We start from the raw sequence: 14,241 nt of genomic DNA, 5'->3' as shown, positions 1-14,241 counted from the left end.
TTCACCCCATGAGCGACGCACGCGAGGAGCTCTCCCGCCGGATCGCCGGCGAGATAACGCTGAGCGACGACCCGGGGGCGACCCTCCGGAAGTGGCGGACCGACTTCGACGTCTCGCAGACGGAGCTGGCCGACCAGCTCGGCGTCTCCTCGTCGGTCATCTCCGACTACGAGAGCGGCCGCCGCGAGAGCCCCGGGATCGGCGTCGTCCGCCGGACCGTCGAGGGGCTGCTCGACATCGACGAGCGCCGCGGCGGCGGTCGCCTCCGCCAGCACGCGCGGGTGCTCTCGGCCGGGTTCGAGAGCGACATCGTCCACGACCTCCGCGAGTACTCCACGGCGGTCCCCCTGTCGGAGTTCTACGAGGCGATGGGCGCGACCGAGGTCGTCCGCGGCGACCACGACCACGTGAACGGCCACACTGTCATCGACTCGATCCAGGCGATCACGCGGCTCTCCAGCGAGGAGTTCTACCGGCTGTACGGCCAGTCGACGAACCGCGCGCTCGTGTTCACCCGGGTGACACGCGGCGAGTCGCCGCTCGTCGCCCTGCGCGTCGTGAGCCCGACGCCGAACGCGGTCGTGCTCCACGGGATCGAGGACGGCGACCTCTGGGACCACGCCGCCGACCTCGCGCGCGTCGACGGCGTGTCGCTGGCGACGTCGAACCGCGACCTTGACGACTGCCTCGCGGACCTCCAGGCGCTGTGACGGCCGCGCGGCGGCTCATCCGGGCAATCCCGGCACCGGAACCGCGAGCCTGAAACCGCCGGCGCTCGTCGGGCCGCCCATGAGCGAGGATTACGCCGAGCGGCTCCGCGCGAACCGCCGAGAGAAGGACGAGTTCTTCGACGACCACCCGCAGTCCCCGATCCCCCCGGAGCACCGCGACGACTTCGACGGGCTGGACTACTTCCCGCCGGACCCGGACTACCGCGTCGAGGCGACCGTCACCGTGCACGACGACCCGGACCCGGTCGAGATGGAGACGACCGCGAGCAACCCGGTGCGATACCTCCGGATCGTCACGTTCGCGTTCGAGATCGACGGAGCGGAGCACACGCTCGCGGGCTACCGACAGGAGGGCGACGACGGGGCCATCTTCGTCCCCTTCCGCGACAAGACGACCGGCCAGCAGACGTACCACCAGGGGCGGTACATGGAGCTGGCCCCCGAGCGGGACCTCGACGACGGGGACGCGGTCACGATCGATTTCAACCTCGCGTACAGTCCATTTTGCGCGTACAGCGAGACGTTCTCCTGTCCGCTGCCGCCGGAGGAGAACTGGCTGGAGATCGTCGTCCCCGCGGGCGAGCGGGCCCCGGACCTCGACTGATCGGCGACGCGATCGGAAGTACAGTCCGTGACGCGGTCGACGGCGCTGCCGCTCGGCGGCGAAAAAAGTCGGAGAATCGGACGTCGGGACGTGCCGGAAGCAGTCCGCCGTGGCCGGTCTACTCGAGCGTCTCGCTCGTGACGAGCGTGTCGTCTTCGAGGTAGTGCTCGAGGTGGTGGCCGTGTTCCTCGACGTCTTCGAGGATGTCGCGGAGCTGCTCTTCGGTGTTGTAGTCGCCGAGGTTGTTGGCGAGCTGGATGTGCTCACGGAGCTGCTCGGTGATGTCGCCGAACATCTCGAGGTCGTGCTCCAGCGACGTCCGGATGTCGTAGGCGTCGGCGTCCTCGGGGGTCACCGGCGCGTGCTCCTCGTAGTTCGCGCCGCCCGAGAGCGGCACGCCGCCGAGCGCCTGCGCGCGCTCCGCGAGGACGTCAGCGCCCTCTTCGAGGTCCGCCGCGACCTCGCCGAGGTACTCGTGGATGCCGAGGAACTCCGCACCCTCGACGAGCCAGTGGTGCTTCTTCACCTGGTGGTAGAGGACGTACGTCGCCGCGAGGTCGCTGTTGAGCGCGTCGACGAGCTGTTCGGCCTTCTCCTCGGGGACGCGGAGCGCTTCGCTCTCGTGAACGTCGCCGTACCGTTGACGGGCCTGCTTCTGGGTGCTCATTTCAATCATACATACGCGCGCTATCTACTTAATAGTTGCTACTGAGTGAACTACTCTTTCAGAATTCCAAAAATTATTTTCTACACGTCGTCGACGGCGCCGACGAGCTCCCGCTGTGCGGCGAGGGTGTCGCGGTCGAGCGTCGCCGTCAGCGTCGCCGGGTCCCGGTCGAGCTCGACGGCGACGCGCCCGTCCGGACGCGCCACGAGGGAGTTGCCGGCGTAGGTCGCCTCGTCCGCCGGGCGCTCGCCGCCCGCAGTCCCGGTGCGGCCCGCACCGACGGTCCACCTGACGCCGTCGAGCGCCCGCGCCCGGACGAGGAGCCGCCAGTTCGCGACGTGGGCGGCGGGCCACGCGCCGACGACGACGAGGGCGTCGACCGCGCGCTCCGCGAACCACGCGCTCTCCGCGACGAAGTTGAGGTCGTAGCAGGTCAACAGTCCGGTCGGCCCGGCGGGCGTCTCGACGACCACGCGGTCGCCGCCGGGCTCGACCCACTCCGCCTCCTCGTCCCAGAGGTGGCGCTTGCGGTACACCGAGAACGCTCCGACGCCGTCCGCCGAGGACCCGCCGGGCGGCGGGACGTACGCAGTCGCGTTGTACACGGCGTCGCCGTCGCGCTCGGCGTACCCCGTGACCACGGCCGCGCCGGCGGCCTCGGCGACGGATTCGAGCCGTTCGCGCGCCGCGTCTCGGAGCAGGGCGGCCTCCCGGAGCCGTTCGTCGGCCGCGAACCCCGTGAGCGCGTACTCGGGGAACGCGACGAGGTCGACAGTCGCCGGCAGGTCGGCCGCCCGACGGCGGATCCGATCGAAGTTCGCGTCGACGTCAAGGTCGTCGACGGGGATCTGCGGGACCGCGACGGTCGGGTTCTCGCGGGGTCGGTCGCTCACGCCACGGGCTTCGGCGGGGCGGATAATAACGTCCGGGCTCCGCCGTTCGGCCCGGGCCAGACGCGATCGGGAGCGGCGAGCGTCCGCGCGCCGGCCGCAAGGACGATACCCGCGGGGCACCGACCGGCACGTATGTCATTCGCCGACCTATTCGAGCGCGCGGCCGCGCTCGACGGCGACCCCGACGAGACGGACGTACGACGCGCGCTCGACGGCGTGCGCTCGACGGCGGACGGAGACGATGACGGTCCTGGGAGAGACGGCGACTCCGCCCGCGACGAGAACGCGGTCGCCGATCCACTCGACCCCAGTCCGGCCCGGGTCGTCGCCGGCGCCGACGCGCTCGCGGCCGACCTCCTCGTCGGCGGCGACGCCCGCGAGGCGCTCGACGCGCTCCGGTCGCACGCGTGGACGACGCTCGTCGCCAGCGACCCGCTCCTCGCCGACGCCGAGGCGGTGATCGCGTCGCTCGCGGACCCGGACCTGGCGGCCGACTGGCGCGCCACGGCCGAGTCCTGGCGCGAGTCGGTCGCGCAGCCCGCCGGCGATCACCCCGCGCTGGCGTCCGCCTACCGCGGCGGGGCGATGCAGGTGGTGAGCCTCGACGCCTCGCTGACCGGGCCGCGGGCGGCCGCCGGGCTCCGCGACCGCCTGCCCGTCAGCGTCCGGGAACCGCGGGCGTTCGCGACCGTGTTCGACCCGGCGAAGCTGTACCCGGACGCGGTCGGCGGGGAGTACCCCGGCCCCGACCGCGACCCGCGGACGATGGCCTCGGTCCGCGCCGACGGGGACCAGCACCGATAAACCGCCGCCGACCGGACCGGAGATATGACCGATTCGGACGGCGCGGGCGACCGCGCCGGGGGCGAGAGCGACGGCAGCGAGGACGACCGCGTCGAGGGCGCGCCGGAGCTCCCGGCCGACCGCGACGCGGTTCGCGACGCGCTCGTCGACTGGTACGAGGCGGACCACCGCGAGTTCCCGTGGCGGCGCACCGAGGACCCCTACGAGATCCTCGTCAGCGAGGTGATGAGCCAGCAGACCCAGCTCGACCGTGTCGTCTCGGCCTGGGAGGACTTCCTCGACGAGTGGCCGACCGCGGCGGCCCTCGCCGGCGCCGATCGCGCCGACGTGGTCGCCTTCTGGTCGGACCACTCGCTCGGGTACAACAACCGCGCGAAGTACCTCCACGAGGCGGCCGGACAGGTCGAGTCCGAGTACGGCGGGACGTTCCCGACGGAGCCGGACGAACTGAGCGAGCTGATGGGCGTCGGGCCGTACACCGCCAACGCGGTGGCGTCGTTCGCGTTCAATACCGGCGACGCCGTCGTCGACACCAACGTGAAGCGGGTGCTGTACCGCGCGTTCGACGTGCCGGACGACGACGACGCGTTCGAGCGGGTCGCCTCCCGGCTCATGCCGCCCGGCGAATCCCGCGTCTGGAACAACGCGATCATGGAGCTGGGCGGCGTCGCCTGCGGCAAGAAGCCCCGCTGCGACGAGGCGGGCTGTCCGTGGCGCGAGTGGTGTCACGCCTACCAGACGGGCGATTTCACTGCGCCCGACGTGCCCGAACAGCCGAGCTTCGAGGGGAGCCGCCGGCAGTTCCGCGGGCGGATCGTCCGGCTCCTCGGCGAGCACGACGAGATGGAGCTGGACGCCCTCGGCCACCGGATCCGCGTCGACTACGCGCCCGACGGCGAACACGGCCGCGAGTGGCTCCGCGGGCTCGTCGACGACCTCGCCGACGACGGACTAGTCCGACGCGAAGCGCGGAGCGATCGGACGGTTGTCCGACTCCGATAGGCGCTTTACCGGAGTATTCCGTGTAAGAAAGTTTTATTCCGCTTCTTATCGAAGGACGGCGTATGGACGACCCCAGTGACGAACTGAAAGCGAGCGAGGCGAAGCGCGCGAGCGCCCCCGACTTCGAGGGGTTGGTGCCGCCGGAAGAGGCGGTCTGCGCCGACCGGACGCGAGACGACTTCCTCGACGCCGTCCTCGCGCTCGACTCACCGGCGACGGCGAGCGATGTCGCCGACCTCGCGGGGCACGGCGTCGACGCCGCCCGGGAGTACTTGGCGTGGTTCGAGCGCATGGGAGTGGTGACGAAGGCGACGGACTCGCCAGCCACCTACGAACGGAATCAATCGTACTTCGACTGGCGGCGCGTCCAGCGACTCCGCCGGGAGTACGGGCCCGAAGAGCTCCTCGGCCTGCTGGAGGAGGCGTCCGAGCGCGTCGCGGCGCTGCGTGGGGAGTTCGACGCGGACGACCCGACCGACGTGGCGATCACGGCCCGCGCCGAGGAGACCGACCGGTCCGTCGAGGACGTCTGGGAGCGGCTCACCGCGTGGCAGACGGCCCGCCGGCGGGTGGCACTGCTCGAGCGGGCGCTCGCGGCCGAGTCCGGAGACGCCGCAGATCGACGATTCGCAGTATAAGCGGCGGGGCGGGAGACGAGCCCGGGTCGCCGAGCGGTGCGCCAGTCGATTTCGACCGACTCAGCACGATTCGCGAGCGGCTCGGGGGCAGCGGCCGGTTTAGTCGGATCGACGAGGAACCGGCCGTCGCGCCAGACCGGTTGGTCTGCGTTTACGAGGACCGGCTCTACCCGGGTCGAGTCCGCGGCGCTCGACTGGAGATCGTCTGGTTCGAGAACGGGGACTTCTCGATACACTACCACGAGGACCACGAGGCCGGGGAGTTCGACCATCGGTGGGACAGACACCCTTCCGACCACAACGCGCGCGACCACGTTCATCCGGGTCCGGACGCGCCGACGCCCGGCGACGACGCGTCACACCCGGCAGACTGGCGAGACGTCTTGTCGGCGGTGCTCTCGGAGGTCGAGGCCCGGCAACGGGCGTTCTGGGAGCGGTAGCGATCCGGCCGGTCCGCCCCGGGAACCGTCACCCGTTTATAACGCGAGCCGGAAGAGAGAGGTATGAGCGAGACCGTCGATTCGGACTTGTACACCCGCGCGAAAGCCCTCTTAGAGCCCGGCGACATCGAGCTACTGGGCTGTATCGTCCACACGAATCTCGAAGGCGAAGAGGATCTGGAGATGCACGAGCTGACGGTCGCCGCCAACGAGGTCATCGCCGACCACGCGGGCAAAGGCGAGACGTACATCGAGGCGGGCAACGACGATACGGACTTCTCGTCGAACCAGTTCCAGGGGCTGACGCTCGACGACGAGGCGTTCGTCTGGGAGTGCCAGCAGCTGCTCCGCGACGGCACGTTCGACATCGTGTTCTACTACGAGGCGAACGTCGATCAAGAGGCGCTCGCGGCCGACCTCGCCGACCTCGACGGCGTCGACCGCGTGACGCAGGTCCCCTGATCGAGACCGCTCCCCGCCCGTGAGCGACACCGTCCTAATCCCCGGCGGCCGCGACGTGCGCGCCACCCTCGACACCGCCGCGAGCGACCGCGACGACGGCGAGTCGGGCGGGGCCGCACGCGCCGAATCAGTCGTCGTCGCCTGTCCGCCGCATCCCCGGCAGCGCGGTCACCGCGGCGACGAGCGCCTGCTTGCCACGAGCGACGCCCTGACCGACCGCGGCGTCGACTGCCTCCGGTTCGACTACGGCGACTGGGACGAGGGGTACGGCGAGACCACGGACGCGGACGCGGCCGTCGGCTGGGCGCGAGAGCGCTACGACCGCGTCGGGCTGTTCGGCTTCTCGTTCGGCGGCACGGTCGCGCTCGTCGCGGCCGCCTCCCGGCCGTCGCTCGGCGGCGTCTGCGCGCTCGCACCGACCGCCCGGCTGAACCCAGACGTCGACGCGGTCGCCGCGCTCGATGACCTCGCCGAGCGCGGCGTGCCCACCCGCGTGCTGTACGGGACGCGGGACTCGACAGCGGAGTGGGAGCCCGTGGTCGAGCGCGCCGAAGAACTGGGCGTCGAGACAGTCGCGTTCGAGTCGGACCACTTCTTCGTCGGCCGGAGCGGGAAGGTCGGCGAGTCGGTCGCGGCGTTTCTCGGGTCGCGGCTCCGCGACCAGTAGTGAATAGCGGGGAATCGGCACGAGGACGCAGAGATAGGGGGAGTGACGAGTCACCGCGCTCGATCCAGTCTACTCGCTGCCGACCTTCGTCGTCACCCGGAACGTCTCGGGCGGCTTGAGGATGCCGGCGACCGTTCCCATCGAGTGGATGACGGTGATGACGGGGGCCAGCGGGACGGCGAGCGCCCACCGGTGGTGGTCGTCGCCGTAGTAGCCGACGCCGAGCAGGAACCAGCCGAGCGTACACACCGCCAGTCCCATCGACGCGACGAAGAACAGCCCGCTGTACGCGATCGTCACGCTCAACAGCGACAGCGGGACGACGATCAGGGTCACGATCGGCGAGAGCGCCCACGCGTAGTTGCGCACCCTGGTCAGCAGCTCGTAGCGGAACGGGAACATCGTCGAGGCCCGGACGTTCCCGGCCGCCCAGCGGCGGCGCTGCTGGAGGATCTCGTACAGCGACGGGGGCGCTTCGTTCCGACAGACCGCGTCCGACAGCGTGAACGTCACGTCCAGCTCCCGGAAGGCCGCCCAGACGAAGGCGGTGTCCTCGACGAGCGTCTCGCGGTCCCACGTGGTCTCGTCTTCCACCGAGCTACGGACCGCGATGCCGCCGCCCCACGCGAACAGGGGAATCGAGAGGCGCGCGAAGGCGCGCTGCTCGATCTGGACGCCCATCCGGTACATGTCGGCCAGGTAGCTGAGGTTCGATCCCGTGCGCCGGGGCTTCTCGCGGAGCTGGACGATGTCGGCGTCCGGGAGCCCGTCGAGCGACTCGACGACGCTGTCCTCGTCGAGGTAGAGGACGAACTCCTTCCCGCAGTCGAGCGACCGCCGCGCCCACTCCTGCGCGCGGCCCTTCCGGACCGCGTCACACGTGAAGTCGTCCGGGACTGCGTGGACCGTTGCCCCGCGCACGTCGATGGGCGACTCCGCGATCACGTGGACGTCGTCGAGCCCCTCCGGCAGGGAGTCAACAGTGTCCTGGACGACCTCGGCGGCGTCGACGGTCATGATGCGGACCTGGATCTCGTCGAGGCCGTACTCGTTCGGCGGCGACTCGTAGCCCGCGCCCACGACGCCAGTGAGCACGAACCAGATCAGCGCGGTCGCGCCGAAGAGGAGCGTCACGCCCCACAGCGCGACGCCGAGCAGCGACCCGAGGCCGCCGTCGGCGACGGCGGTGGTGACTGCCGCCTGCCCGGGAGCGCCACCCGGGCCGGAGACGACGGCCGGTGCGAACAGCGTCGCGAGCCCGCCGACGACGAGCGCCAGCGTCACCGCGACCAGTGCGATGCGTTCGGTGTTCATCGTGGCTCCACCTCCTGCCCCGAGCCGTATGAACGGTCCAAACGCTACAGCGGAATTCGGTCGTGTTTGGGCCGAGTTCACGGCGTTGAATCCGACTAACTCGAACAAATAGGTAGACTGCGACGCCGTTGTGTGTGTTAGTTCGAGACACACAAACGAGGAGTAAGAACGGCCGGTCCGTGCCCGCTCACACCCCACCGTCGCCGCGCGCGCACCGGAGGTCGTCGATCAGTTCGGCCGCCACCCGCTGGCCGCGGGCGGGGTCGTACCCCTCCATTCGGAGGTGCGCCAGCGGGGCCACGTACGGGTTCCGCTCCCAGTGGGCCCACACCTCGGTGGAACCGTCCGGCGCGGGGAACAGGCGGACGTGGACCTGCCAGTCGCCGGTGAGTCCCTCGGGGCGGTGGACGAAGCTCCCAACCTCGTGGACCGTCTCGCCGTCGCGGTCGTAGGCGTGGAAGTAGGCCCGGATCAGCTCCGAGAAGCCCTTCTCGGGGAGTCGCGCGCGAGTCTCCGCGGGGGTCGTCGGCAGGGTCCCGGCGTACTCGTCCGGCGGCGGCGGCAGCACCTGAACGTGGTCGGGCGCGCCGTCGTCGGGCAGCACCGCGAGGAGCTTGCCGACCGCGAGCCGCACGCGCCAGAAGCCGATCGTGCGGCCGACGAGGAGGGCGAGCGGAACGACGACCGCGAGCGCGGCGAGCGCGCGGACGAACCGAGTCCGTGGGCCTCCCCGCGGCATCGCGGTCAGTTGTACCCCCGCCAGCGGCGGCCGCACTCCTTACACTTGAAGAAGCGGGTCGGGGGCTCGTCGGCGGCCCCGGTCTGCTTGATCGTGTACCACGCCTCGCCGTGGCCGCACTCGTCGCAGACCACGTCGGTCGCGGTCGGCTTCCCCTCGAAGTTCGCGCCCTCCTCCGTCTCGATCACCTCGTCGCCGGTCTGCTCCGTCGTCGACTCGAACTCGGCGGCGAGCGCCTCGTCGCGCTCCGTCGTCGCGCCGCAGTCGTCGTTCTGACACACCATCTCCCCGTCGCGAGAGACCATCATCGAGCCGCAGTCGTCACAGAACTGCATGTACGTGGACAGGAGGGCGTCGGGCGGTTTAGGTCCGATGGGTGCGGACCGGGTCGGGTCGCGCCCGCCGGAGCCTCACGCGCCGAGCCGCTCCCACGCGAGGTGGACCGCGATCCCGGCGAGGAACGCGACGCCGAGGTTCGTCGCCAGCGCGAGGAGCCCGATCCCGACCGAGAGCGCGCGGTTCCCCGAGTGAGTGACGTTGCGCGCGAGCGAGACTGCGACGACGGCGAGGAGCGCGCCGAGCATCGCCAGCGGGAACGCCGCGATTAGCGCGGGCGTGGCGAAGAGCGCGGCGGCGAGATAGCCGACGCCGAGGACGACGTTCGCGCCGCCGGTCCGCGCGCCGAACGCGTACTTGCCGGCCACGCCGTCACAGCCGTGACACATGGGAATCCCGCCGAGCGGCACCGCGATCAGGTTCGTCACGCCCATGCTCGTCGACAGCTCGTCGGGCGTGACCTCGGCGTCCAGCAGATCGGAGAAGAGGAGTGAGGTCGCCAGCGCGGCGTTGCCGATGGTCATCGCCAGCTGCGCGACCACGCCGTCGAGGGTGGCGCGCGTCACGGCGGCGCCGAGCGAGAGCGTCGGCGGCGCGCCGGGCAGCCGCGGCGTCGGCACGCCCGCGACGACGACCGCGGTCGCGACGCCGACGACCGCCACGGCCAGCGCGCTCGCCTTCCCCCGCCCCGCGAGCGCGAACGCGCCGGCGATACCGACCCCGACGAGCGCGAGCGCCGGGTCGTCGACCGCGAGGCCGACGCCCGTCTCGAGGAGGACGAGCCCCACCGCGAACTGGACCCCGCGGATGACGGGCTCGCCGATCCAGCGCTCGACGGACGCGAGCGTCCCGGAGAGGCCGATCGCGAGGAGGAGGCCACCGAGGATCACCCCGGCGAGCGCGAGCTCGGCGTACGTGAGTGCGCCGGCGATGGCGAGCGCGGCCAGCGCCTTCATCGGCTCGACGGACACCGGGAGCCCGTACCGGACCCCCCAGACGATCTGGAACGCGCCGAAGGCGGCAAGCGCGTGCGGCAGCGACACCTCCGTCAGCAGCGCCAGCGCGACGACGAGGGGGACGACCGTAATCGAATCCCCTATCGCGCCGGTGAGCGCACCCGCTCGGAAGTCGACCGACCGACGCTCGCCTGAGACGGGCTCCATCGCGTGACGTGCGTCGTACCGGCCGCTCGCACTTGAACGCGTTCAGAAACGACGGAGGGGCACACGGGCGGGGTCGCGCGGTTGATTCCGGTTACTCTCGGTCGAAGGCGGGCCCCTCGGCGTCGACCATCGGGCAGTTGCGGACGCGGAACCGAGAGAAGTCGACCGACTCGACGATCGCGGTCCCCTCGTGGGAACACGCCGTCTCCGGGGGCGACGAGAAGTGCGGGCACTGCTGGCAGTAGCTCCGCTTGTCGATCACCTGCTCGTTGTCGGTCGATTGACCGATCGACCGCCCCGCCGCGTCGTCGAGCCCGCCACCGGCCTCGGGGTCGAACGCCGACGCCGACGAGTCGGGACCGACCGCCGTCCCCTCGTCGAGCGCCTCCCAGACGTCCTCGTCGCCGACCTCGCCGGTCCCCATCGACTCGAAGGGGTCCCCCTCGGCCGTCGCGCCGGTCGCGTCGGCGTCCAGCTCGGCGAACGGGTCGTCGGCCGGCGCGGCCGGTTCCGGGTCCGCAGACGACGCCTCGGCGTCCCCGACGGAACCGTCCGCCTCCGTCGCTCCCGCGTCCTCGTCGACGCCCTCGCCCAGCGCCGCGAAGGGGTCTTCGGCGCCGTCGCTCGGGTCGTCGTCAAAGGGGTCGCCGTCCGTGGGTTCGTCGTCGAAGGACCCGTCGTCGCCGCTCATCGCTCCTCCCCGCTGGCCCCGCCGTCGCTCACGGTCCGGTCCGGCGATCGGGTCCCTTCTGCGCGGTCGCCGTCCGCGCCGTCCGCGACATCGCCGTCGATGGCCGGGCGGTCGCCAACGAGGAGCCTGGACGTGCCGAGAAAGCCCGTGTTAGGCTCGATGTCCTCGAACCGCCGCCCGCAGTGGGGGCACTCCGGGGCCGACAGCAGCCCGAGTTCGACGCCGCCGCCGCAGTGGTCGCAGTCGGCGCTGCGCACGCCGTGTCGGTTCGCCGTCCGCGTCAGGGCGTCCAAGCGCTCGCGGTCGGCGCGGTCGCGCTCGGCCGCGTCGAGCCGCCGTCTGACCCTGACGACGGCGTTCGCGACCCGCGAGAGCTTGTCGTCGATCTCGGTCAGATCGTCCGCCGAGACATCTTCGAGGTCGGACTCGACCGCGGCGAGCCGGTCGTCGACGCCCTCGACTCGTTCGTCGACGTCGTCGAAGCGGCCGTCGAAATCGTCGATCCGCTCGTCGAAGGCGGCTAGCCGGTCGCGGACGGCGTCTAGCTCGTCGAGGCGGCCGTCGAGAGCGGTCAGCCGCTCGTCGAGGTCGGCGACCCGGTCCGACGAGGGCGCGTCGGCAACGGCCGCGTCGAGGCGGTCGAGCCGCGACGCGGTCTGCTCCAGTTCGGCGGCGAAGTCATCGAGCCGCGACGCGGACGCGCTCTCCGCGTCGTCGGCGTCTCCCGCCGCTTCGTCGAGCGCCTCCACCTCCCGGTAGAGGTCGATGAACCGCTCGCGGAGGTCGGCGATCTTCTCGTCTAGCTCCGCATCGAGATCGTCGAGGCGCGCCTCGACCGCCGCTAGCTCCTCGGCGTCGGGGACGTCGATCTCTTCGGACTCCGCGAGCGCGGCGAGCGCGCGCTTGAGGAACTCCTCGCGGCTCACGCCGGCCTCCGCGGCGGCGTCGTCGAGGGCGGCCGCCGGGTTGAGGTCACTCATCGCGGGTCCTCCGTCATCTACCTGACATTGAGCGGCGAGGGTTAAGTAACCTGCCGCGGCGTTCTCCGTATCGATACTCGGCGCGCGCTACCGGATCTTGCGCACGTCGCTGATGTCGAACCCGCCCTCGTGGATCTCGGTCTCGAAGCGGACGATGTTCTCCGCCTCCAGCCGCGAGAGCACGCCGCGGAACTCGCGGACGAACATCGTCCGGGCGCGCTGCGAACCGCCGCTCTCCCAGGAGAACTGGAGGGTGCCGCCGGCGGCGTCCATCAGCGTGCCGAACTCGCGGTCGCTTATCGAATCCGTGTTCACCAGCACGAGGACGAGGGCGCCCCACTCGTAGGCGGCCTTCTTCAATCCCTTCATCACCATGGCGACGTCGCTCCAGTCGGTATCGTCGGAGACCATGGAGACGAGGTCGGTGACGGAGTCGATACAGACGAGGCTCCCCTGCCCGTGCTCGGAGAGGTAGTCGCCGAACGCGGTGAGGACGTCCTCGTACTCGCCCCGGTCGCCGAGCTCGGTGATCGAGGCAGTCTCCGTCTCGTACCAGTCGCGCGGCACCGGCGACAGCTGGAAGTACTCCGGCGAGAGGTCCCGGAAGGAGATCTCCTCGACCGCGGCGTCGACGATCTCGTCGGCCATCGTGAACCCCATCTCCCGGGTGATCGCCTCGGTGTCGGCGGTGAAGGAGATGTAGTGGACCGAGTCGGGCAGCGCGGCGTCAGCGTCTACGTCACCGTAGTAGAGATCGAACAGCTTCTCGTCCGCCCGCGCGAGCGCGTTCATCGCCGCGCTGGTGTAGCCGAACTCCCGAGCGCCCGCGCCCGCCTCGCCCGCGAGCAACACGACGCTGCCGGGCGGCGCGCCGCCGCCGAGGATCGAGTCGAGGCGCGCGACCCCGAACGGAAGACTGGACATGGCTTACGCCCCGTCGCCCCGGGGCTTAGTGTTACCTCTCCCGGCCCGTGCCGCCCTCACTTGTCCGCGCCCGCGTCGACTCGCGCGCCCCCGTCGGCCGCCCGGACGACGGTCACCTCGCCGCCGACGCCGGCCACGTCGAGCGCGCGTCGCCCGGCGTCGCGCGCCGCGCCCGCGTGCGTCGCGTCAGTGACGCCGTAGACGGTCGGTCCCCACGAGGACTGCCCGGCCCCGAACACCGGCGCGGCCCCCGACAGGGAGTCGACGATCTCCCCCACCGGCGGCCGGTACACCCCGCCCTGCTCGTCGGTGTACCACGCGCCGTTGAGTCGGCCGATCTCCGCGACCGCGGCGCCGAACGCCTCCGCGTCCCCCGTCGCGACCGCGGGGAGAGCGCGCCGGGTGACGATGCCGCCGATGCGGTCGGCGAGCCCCGGCTCCGCGCGCTCGACCGCGGTCCGCATGGCGTCGTCCTCGGCGTCACCGTTGCGGCCGGCGGCCGCGTCGGGCGCGACGAGCAGGAAGCGCCAGTCGTCTGGGACGGCGTGGCGCGCGGCCACCGGCGGCACGGTCCACGCGCCGTCCGCGGGGCGGTCTGTAGTGAAGCGCGCGGTCGGGTGACCGGCGTCGAGGACGAAGCCGCCCGCCTCGAACGTCGCGACGCCGACGCCGGAACGCCCGCCGCGGCCGAGGGCAGGGGCGCGCTCGCGCACCCTGGCGGGTAGGTCGTGGGCGGCCGCGACCGCCGCGAGCGTCGCCGCCGCCAGCTGCGTCCCACTGCCGAGCCCGGCGTGACGCGGGAGCGACTCGCGGACCGCGACCCGGGCGCCGTCGACCCCGAGGAGGTCGACCGCCGCCGTCGCGTACTCGCGGACGTCGGCGCGCACGCTCGGGAACGAGTCGGCCGACTCCGACGACGCCTCTGCCCCCTCCTCGACCGTCACGCGCACCCCGGCGGCGCGCTCGGCGTCGACGACGACCCGGGGGCTGTCGAGCCCGACGCCGAGCGCGCCGTACAGGCGCTCGTGCGAGAGGCTGAGGTTACAGAAGCCGAAGTGGAGCCGCGCCCCGGCGCTCGCGCGTACCATCTCGCCTCCGAGTTTGGGGGCGACCAATAAAGGGCCCGTGACGGTGGCGGGAGTTGCCTCGGACGGCGCGTCGCTCCCGCCAGCGCGGCCCGGAGAGT

General features: G+C 71.6%; 18 protein-coding genes. 8 read left to right on the top strand and 10 right to left on the bottom strand.

Features of this window, described 5'->3' with window-relative positions; genetic code table 11:
* Nucleotides 1-8: 8 nt before the first annotated feature.
* Complete coding sequence (locus ABNG04_RS02675; protein WP_297885387.1) at nucleotides 9-710, top strand: helix-turn-helix domain-containing protein; 702 nt, start codon at nucleotides 9-11, stop codon at nucleotides 708-710.
* A 79-nt stretch (nucleotides 711-789) separates the two neighbouring features.
* Entirely contained in the window at nucleotides 790-1,335 is a 546-nt protein-coding gene (locus ABNG04_RS02670; protein ID WP_371159812.1) for a DUF1684 domain-containing protein, read from the top strand.
* Nucleotides 1,336-1,453: 118 nt separating this feature from the next.
* Here ABNG04_RS02670 and dpsA read toward each other — a convergent pair whose 3' ends face one another.
* Nucleotides 1,454-2,002 (bottom strand): DNA starvation/stationary phase protection protein DpsA, encoded by a 549-nt coding sequence (gene dpsA, locus ABNG04_RS02665; protein ID WP_371159810.1) that lies wholly within the window; start codon nucleotides 2,000-2,002, stop codon nucleotides 1,454-1,456.
* Nucleotides 2,003-2,082: 80 nt separating this feature from the next.
* Nucleotides 2,083-2,895, bottom strand: a complete 813-nt coding sequence (locus ABNG04_RS02660) for a carbon-nitrogen hydrolase family protein (protein ID WP_371159808.1) — start codon at nucleotides 2,893-2,895, stop codon at nucleotides 2,083-2,085.
* A gap of 132 nt (nucleotides 2,896-3,027) precedes the next feature.
* Between ABNG04_RS02660 and ABNG04_RS02655 the strand changes: the two genes are divergently transcribed.
* The 6 genes from ABNG04_RS02655 (at nucleotide 3,028) to ABNG04_RS02630 (ending at nucleotide 6,908) form a co-directional block, all read left to right on the top strand.
* Nucleotides 3,028-3,699, top strand: coding sequence for a DUF7384 family protein (locus ABNG04_RS02655; protein WP_371159806.1), 672 nt, complete (start codon nucleotides 3,028-3,030; stop codon nucleotides 3,697-3,699).
* 24 nt (nucleotides 3,700-3,723) lie between these two features.
* On the top strand, nucleotides 3,724-4,701 hold the full coding sequence (locus ABNG04_RS02650) for an HhH-GPD family protein (protein WP_371159804.1): 978 nt from the start codon (nucleotides 3,724-3,726) through the stop codon (nucleotides 4,699-4,701).
* A 62-nt stretch (nucleotides 4,702-4,763) separates the two neighbouring features.
* Complete coding sequence (locus tag ABNG04_RS02645) at nucleotides 4,764-5,339, top strand: DUF7342 family protein (protein WP_371159802.1); 576 nt, start codon at nucleotides 4,764-4,766, stop codon at nucleotides 5,337-5,339.
* Entirely contained in the window at nucleotides 5,336-5,779 is a 444-nt protein-coding gene (locus ABNG04_RS02640; protein ID WP_371160746.1) for a toxin-antitoxin system TumE family protein, read from the top strand. The genes ABNG04_RS02645 and ABNG04_RS02640 overlap by 4 nt, the downstream gene beginning before the upstream one ends.
* 63 nt (nucleotides 5,780-5,842) lie before the next feature.
* Nucleotides 5,843-6,241 (top strand): DUF5778 family protein, encoded by a 399-nt coding sequence (locus ABNG04_RS02635; protein WP_371159801.1) that lies wholly within the window; start codon nucleotides 5,843-5,845, stop codon nucleotides 6,239-6,241.
* A gap of 19 nt (nucleotides 6,242-6,260) precedes the next feature.
* Complete coding sequence (locus tag ABNG04_RS02630; protein WP_371159799.1) at nucleotides 6,261-6,908, top strand: alpha/beta hydrolase; 648 nt, start codon at nucleotides 6,261-6,263, stop codon at nucleotides 6,906-6,908.
* Nucleotides 6,909-6,977: 69 nt separating this feature from the next.
* Here ABNG04_RS02630 and ABNG04_RS02625 read toward each other — a convergent pair whose 3' ends face one another.
* From ABNG04_RS02625 to ABNG04_RS02590, 8 genes are all read right to left on the bottom strand, one after another.
* Complete coding sequence (locus ABNG04_RS02625) at nucleotides 6,978-8,222, bottom strand: glycosyltransferase family 2 protein (protein WP_371159798.1); 1,245 nt, start codon at nucleotides 8,220-8,222, stop codon at nucleotides 6,978-6,980.
* A 187-nt stretch (nucleotides 8,223-8,409) separates the two neighbouring features.
* Complete coding sequence (locus tag ABNG04_RS02620; RefSeq protein WP_371159796.1) at nucleotides 8,410-8,961, bottom strand: ferredoxin reductase domain-containing protein; 552 nt, start codon at nucleotides 8,959-8,961, stop codon at nucleotides 8,410-8,412.
* A 5-nt stretch (nucleotides 8,962-8,966) separates the two neighbouring features.
* Nucleotides 8,967-9,296 carry a transcription factor S gene (locus ABNG04_RS02615; protein WP_006112701.1) on the bottom strand — a complete coding sequence of 110 codons (330 nt, stop codon included), beginning with the start codon at nucleotides 9,294-9,296 and terminating at the stop codon, nucleotides 8,967-8,969.
* 75 nt (nucleotides 9,297-9,371) lie between these two features.
* Nucleotides 9,372-10,460 carry a putative sulfate/molybdate transporter gene (locus ABNG04_RS02610; RefSeq protein ID WP_371159795.1) on the bottom strand — a complete coding sequence of 363 codons (1,089 nt, stop codon included), beginning with the start codon at nucleotides 10,458-10,460 and terminating at the stop codon, nucleotides 9,372-9,374.
* 91 nt (nucleotides 10,461-10,551) lie between these two features.
* A complete protein-coding gene (locus ABNG04_RS02605) occupies nucleotides 10,552-11,151 on the bottom strand; it encodes a DUF8135 domain-containing protein (protein ID WP_371159793.1) in 600 nt (199 codons plus the stop codon).
* Nucleotides 11,148-12,131: a hypothetical protein gene (locus ABNG04_RS02600; RefSeq protein ID WP_371159792.1), complete on the bottom strand. Its 984-nt coding sequence runs from the start codon at nucleotides 12,129-12,131 to the stop codon at nucleotides 11,148-11,150. Before ABNG04_RS02600 ends, ABNG04_RS02605 begins: the two co-directional genes overlap by 4 nt.
* 87 nt (nucleotides 12,132-12,218) lie before the next feature.
* Nucleotides 12,219-13,055: an RAD55 family ATPase gene (locus ABNG04_RS02595; RefSeq protein ID WP_371159790.1), complete on the bottom strand. Its 837-nt coding sequence runs from the start codon at nucleotides 13,053-13,055 to the stop codon at nucleotides 12,219-12,221.
* A 56-nt stretch (nucleotides 13,056-13,111) separates the two neighbouring features.
* Nucleotides 13,112-14,143 (bottom strand): beta-ribofuranosylaminobenzene 5'-phosphate synthase family protein, encoded by a 1,032-nt coding sequence (locus ABNG04_RS02590; RefSeq protein WP_371159788.1) that lies wholly within the window; start codon nucleotides 14,141-14,143, stop codon nucleotides 13,112-13,114.
* Between the last annotated feature and the right edge of the window lie 98 nt (nucleotides 14,144-14,241).

This window comes from Halorubrum miltondacostae (assembly GCF_041379815.1).
GTDB lineage: Archaea > Halobacteriota > Halobacteria > Halobacteriales > Haloferacaceae > Halorubrum > Halorubrum miltondacostae.
Note: the sequence above shows the minus strand (reverse complement) of the source record. Positions and strands in the feature narration are given on the sequence as shown.

Bases quoted from the DNA above. Each gene is read 5' to 3' on its own strand.
- ABNG04_RS02675 (WP_297885387.1), top strand. From the start codon at position 9: ATGAGCGACGCACGCGAGGAGCTCTCCCGCCGGATCGCCGGCGAGATA.
- ABNG04_RS02670 (WP_371159812.1), top strand. From the start codon at position 790: ATGAGCGAGGATTACGCCGAGCGGCTCCGCGCGAACCGCCGAGAGAAG.
- dpsA (WP_371159810.1), bottom strand. From the start codon at position 2,002: ATGAGCACCCAGAAGCAGGCCCGTCAACGGTACGGCGACGTTCACGAG.
- ABNG04_RS02655 (WP_371159806.1), top strand. From the start codon at position 3,028: ATGTCATTCGCCGACCTATTCGAGCGCGCGGCCGCGCTCGACGGCGAC.
- ABNG04_RS02650 (WP_371159804.1), top strand. From the start codon at position 3,724: ATGACCGATTCGGACGGCGCGGGCGACCGCGCCGGGGGCGAGAGCGAC.
- ABNG04_RS02645 (WP_371159802.1), top strand. From the start codon at position 4,764: ATGGACGACCCCAGTGACGAACTGAAAGCGAGCGAGGCGAAGCGCGCG.
- ABNG04_RS02635 (WP_371159801.1), top strand. From the start codon at position 5,843: ATGAGCGAGACCGTCGATTCGGACTTGTACACCCGCGCGAAAGCCCTC.
- ABNG04_RS02625 (WP_371159798.1), bottom strand. From the start codon at position 8,222: ATGAACACCGAACGCATCGCACTGGTCGCGGTGACGCTGGCGCTCGTC.
- ABNG04_RS02620 (WP_371159796.1), bottom strand. From the start codon at position 8,961: ATGCCGCGGGGAGGCCCACGGACTCGGTTCGTCCGCGCGCTCGCCGCG.
- ABNG04_RS02615 (WP_006112701.1), bottom strand. From the start codon at position 9,296: ATGCAGTTCTGTGACGACTGCGGCTCGATGATGGTCTCTCGCGACGGG.
- ABNG04_RS02610 (WP_371159795.1), bottom strand. From the start codon at position 10,460: ATGGAGCCCGTCTCAGGCGAGCGTCGGTCGGTCGACTTCCGAGCGGGT.
- ABNG04_RS02605 (WP_371159793.1), bottom strand. From the start codon at position 11,151: ATGAGCGGCGACGACGGGTCCTTCGACGACGAACCCACGGACGGCGAC.
- ABNG04_RS02600 (WP_371159792.1), bottom strand. From the start codon at position 12,131: ATGAGTGACCTCAACCCGGCGGCCGCCCTCGACGACGCCGCCGCGGAG.
- ABNG04_RS02595 (WP_371159790.1), bottom strand. From the start codon at position 13,055: ATGTCCAGTCTTCCGTTCGGGGTCGCGCGCCTCGACTCGATCCTCGGC.
- ABNG04_RS02590 (WP_371159788.1), bottom strand. From the start codon at position 14,143: ATGGTACGCGCGAGCGCCGGGGCGCGGCTCCACTTCGGCTTCTGTAAC.